Here is a 3,772-nt window from a genome sequence, read left to right as displayed (position 1 = left end):
ACTTTCGAGAAAAAAGGTAATTATTCTCTCCCATCATACAAAATTGAGGAACCTAATAATGAGGTAAGTTCTTAAACTTTTACAGGATTGTGTTGGAGGCTGGAACAAGTTTTCTGCCCAAACAGTGAATGTTCATTTTGTCCCAGGCAACCATATTACAATGATGATTCAACCCCACATTCAGGCTTTAGCCGAATAATTAAAACCTTGTATCAGACAAGCACAAATAAACATTTAAGTGCAAAGATAGTTTTGAGTACTTTTTGTGCTAATTCATATTTATTGCATAGTACAAAAAGTACTCATTTTGATTGAAAAATTTCAGTTTATTTCTAAAATATGCCAACCCAAGTTATTCAAGCTCAACCCTCAACAAATGCGTTTTCAGGTTTTACTCAATTTTGGGAAAACACCAAAGCGGTTGTCCAGCCCTACTGGTATCCAATGAAAGCAGGGGAAAGAGCATTTTCAGACGTGATTCGTGCCTGGGGAATGCTTTTTCTCCTGATATTATTAATAATTGCCCTTGTAGCTGGAAATGTTTTTATCAGCTTCATTCATCGTTTTTTACTGGATATCATTATTCAAGAGAAGGATCTTTCTAAGTTTTTTGATACTTTATGGCTTTATGGTGTAGTTTTGGCATTGGTAACGCTCTTGGTAGGGTTTTCTAAATTTATTAGAAAACAAATCGCTCTTGATTGGTATCAATGGTTAAACAATCACATCTTGTCAAAATATTTCAACAGTCGAGCGTATTACAAAATCAATTTTAAATCTGATATTGATAATCCAGATCAACGCCTATCTCAAGAAATCGAACCTATTGCCAGTAGCGCTCTTAGCTTTTCAGCTACTTTTTTTGAAAAAGTATTGGAGATGACAGCATTTTTAATAATTCTTTGGTCAATCTCTTCGCAAGTCGCAGTGATTTTAGTTGTTTATACGATCGTAGGCAATTTGATTGCCGTTTACTTAACTCAAGAATTAAATAAGATTAATCAAGATGAACTCGAAGCCAAAGCTGATTACACTTATTGCCTGACTCATGTCCGTAATCATGCTGAATCAGTAGCTTTCTTTCGAGGAGAAAAGCAAGAATTAAATATCATTGCCCGCCGATTTAGTAATTTGATAAAAAATGCTAAACGCAAGGTTGATTGGGAAAGAAATAAAGAAATTTTTAATAGAGGATATCAGGGTTTCATCCAAATATTTCCATTTATAGTATTTGGGCCTTTAGATATTAAAGGTGAAATGGGTTTAGGAGAAATTACTCAAGCAGCTATAGCTTGTAATCTTTTCGCTAATGCTTTGGCAGAATTAATCAATGAATTTGGAACTTCCGGACGATTTTCGAGTTATATTGAGCGGTTATCCGAATTTTCAGATGCTTTAGAATCAGTAACTCAACAACCCGAAAATGTCAGTACTATTAAAATAATAGAAGAAAATCATCTTGCTTTTGAAAGTGTCACTTTACAAACGCCCAACTATGAGCAGGTAATTGTTGAAAATTTATCACTATCTGTTCAACCAGGAGAAGGTTTATTGATTGTTGGCCCCAGTGGTCGAGGTAAAAGTTCTCTCTTGAGAGCGATCGCCGGTTTGTGGAATGCGGGGACTGGCCGTCTAGTGCGACCTCCATTAGAAGAAGTTTTATTTTTACCTCAACGCCCTTATATAATCTTGGGGACTTTGCGTGAACAGTTGCTTTATCCTAATACAAATCGTCAAATAACCGATGCAGAACTCAAAGAATTTTTGCAACAAGTTAATCTGCAAAACTTACTAAGTCGAGTTGATGGCTTCGATACAGAAGTTCCTTGGGAGAATATATTATCAGTGGGGGAACAACAACGCCTTGCCTTTGCACGCCTATTAGTAACTCATCCTAGATTCACGATATTAGATGAAGCAACAAGTGCTTTAGATTTAAAAAATGAAGGAAGTTTATATCAACAGTTACAAGCAACAAAAACAACATTTATAAGCGTTGGGCATAGGGAAAGTTTATTTAATTATCATCAATGGGTTCTGGAACTTTCACAAGATTCAAGTTGGCAACTTTTGACGGTTGAAGATTATCAAAATCAAAAAACAATTAGCCAGAACTCTACTGAAAATACTCGCATTACTATAGACAGTTTGCCTAATAATGAATCCCAAAATCAATCAGAAATATTGACTCAAAAAGCTAAAAGTGTAGGACTTTCTCATAAAGAAATGACTGAATTAACCTTCTATTCCATTAAGACGATTAGAAGTAAAGCAAGTAAAGGGGAGTCTATCACTAATAGGGACGGTCTTACTTACCGCTATGACAAAGACTCAAAGGTATTGAAATGGGTGAGAATTTAGTAACATATTTTTAACTAATTGCGCGATGTAATCTTTTACCTATAATAAGTGACAAAATCTGTTGTCCTAGTCTCGACAATCCTTGTTTTTAGGTAATAGACCTGTGGTTAACAATGCAACTATAATTGCGCGTCAGCCAAATTATTTACAGCAGTTTGATCGCAAACTGCTGTAAGGTAAGATTAACAGTAGGAGCGATCGCCCTTTATCTCTCCATTCAAGCGAGGAAAACGGGAGAGCGATCGCCACATCCGCGATCTTGTCGTCGCCCCTGCCAAAAAAGCTGGAATCTAGGGGGAATCCAGGAGAAGGTTAGCCCCCACTGATTACGACACAGCCACAACAGCCATAGTCTAGACTGGGGCGCACCTGTGCGGGGCATACATCGAGCGCATAACACCCTACGCTATGCCCACGCCAAGCAAGCAGTTCTCTTGGAAAGGGCGAGGGGGCGATCGCACTCTCCTAGTAACTTTTCCTCTAAGAATTCAAGTTCGGCATCACTTAAAAAATTCCCTTCATTAAAGCAAGAAATTTTTACTATAAAAACACAAATTACGCGTATTTACTGATGAAAGCGCCGATTTTGGATGGTTAAGATATAGCATAATAATACAGCATTGTCCACTTAAGCTAGAAGGTAAAGTTTCAAAGTAAATGACTATCAAAAAACCCTTGGCCATCAAACAGCCAGAGGTGGGGCGGATCATTCGTGATTTGCGGCTTGCCTTGGGGCTAACGCAAGAACAGTTTGCAGCCCAGTTGCGTGTGATATATAGCACAATCAAGCGTTGGAAAAATGGACGATCAACGCCGTCGCCGCTAGCGATGAAGAAGATTGAGGGGATGTTGGAAAAGATGGGCGGCGAGGGTGAGGATTTGTTGGCTAAGTATTTACCGAATTAATGCGTGTTTAGTTTTGCTATGGGCGGTAAGCGATCGCGTAGCGTCTCGTTGGCGCAGCCTAAGAAGAGAAGAGAGGAAAACTACCAAACAACAATGGCATACTGGCTATTTCAAGGCAACTTCAAATATTACCGCATCATAGACGGTATCCGCGACTTTGAGCAGATGCCTTGGCTTGCAACGCGCTATGCAATCATACATGGTTGCTGGTGATGGGGTGCTGATTTGTTTTTCTGGGGATCAAGCGGGGATTTATGCGATTGCAGAAATTATCGAATCCTCTAAGAATATCGAACACCCTGCTGATATCGGCTACTGGATTGACACCAGTCGCGCCATGAACAGAACCTACTTCAAAATTCGCAATACCTGCAAGTGCTCCTGTTTCCTTTGCATCAAGGGTACATTTTACCTCCATTGGTAAATTCTTTCCTAGAAATCACCTAAGAAAGATGTAGGTAATAGATAATACCTCAGCCGCGAGAGTATATCAATAGCAAGTTGT

Annotated in this window: 5 protein-coding genes; 4 read left to right on the top strand and 1 reads right to left on the bottom strand. The window is 38.8% G+C overall.

What is annotated here, in order from left to right:
- Positions 1-339 precede the first annotated feature (339 nt).
- Positions 340-2,361, top strand: coding sequence for an ABC transporter ATP-binding protein/permease (locus tag V7K62_RS26075; protein ID WP_334869227.1), 2,022 nt, complete (start codon positions 340-342; stop codon positions 2,359-2,361).
- Positions 2,362-2,578: 217 nt separating this feature from the next.
- Here V7K62_RS26075 and V7K62_RS26070 read toward each other — a convergent pair whose 3' ends face one another.
- Positions 2,579-2,743, bottom strand: a complete 165-nt coding sequence (locus V7K62_RS26070) for a hypothetical protein (protein WP_334869224.1) — start codon at positions 2,741-2,743, stop codon at positions 2,579-2,581.
- Positions 2,744-3,018: 275 nt separating this feature from the next.
- Between V7K62_RS26070 and V7K62_RS26065 the strand changes: the two genes are divergently transcribed.
- Genes V7K62_RS26065 through V7K62_RS26055 form a run of 3 tightly spaced genes read left to right on the top strand, consistent with a single transcriptional unit; the run spans position 3,019 to position 3,691 of the window.
- Positions 3,019-3,267, top strand: coding sequence for a helix-turn-helix domain-containing protein (locus V7K62_RS26065; RefSeq protein WP_334869222.1), 249 nt, complete (start codon positions 3,019-3,021; stop codon positions 3,265-3,267).
- 3 nt (positions 3,268-3,270) lie between these two features.
- Positions 3,271-3,480, top strand: a complete 210-nt coding sequence (locus tag V7K62_RS26060) for a hypothetical protein (RefSeq protein ID WP_334869220.1) — start codon at positions 3,271-3,273, stop codon at positions 3,478-3,480.
- On the top strand, positions 3,467-3,691 hold the full coding sequence (locus tag V7K62_RS26055) for a hypothetical protein (protein WP_334869218.1): 225 nt from the start codon (positions 3,467-3,469) through the stop codon (positions 3,689-3,691). The genes V7K62_RS26060 and V7K62_RS26055 overlap by 14 nt, the downstream gene beginning before the upstream one ends.
- Positions 3,692-3,772 lie beyond the last annotated feature (81 nt).

The sequence above is a fragment of the Nostoc sp. genome, assembly GCF_036917935.1.
Lineage (GTDB): Bacteria > Cyanobacteriota > Cyanobacteriia > Cyanobacteriales > Nostocaceae > Nostoc.
The sequence above is the reverse complement of the archived record's forward strand: the minus strand, read 5'-3'. Positions and strand labels throughout refer to the sequence as shown.

What these genes read in the sequence shown, in the direction of transcription:
- V7K62_RS26055 (WP_334869218.1), top strand. Translation starts at nt 3,467, where the DNA reads ATGGTTGCTGGTGATGGGGTGCTGATTTGTTTTTCTGGGGATCAAGCG.
- V7K62_RS26075 (WP_334869227.1), top strand. Translation starts at nt 340, where the DNA reads ATGCCAACCCAAGTTATTCAAGCTCAACCCTCAACAAATGCGTTTTCA.
- V7K62_RS26070 (WP_334869224.1), bottom strand. Translation starts at nt 2,743, where the DNA reads ATGCCCCGCACAGGTGCGCCCCAGTCTAGACTATGGCTGTTGTGGCTG.
- V7K62_RS26065 (WP_334869222.1), top strand. Translation starts at nt 3,019, where the DNA reads ATGACTATCAAAAAACCCTTGGCCATCAAACAGCCAGAGGTGGGGCGG.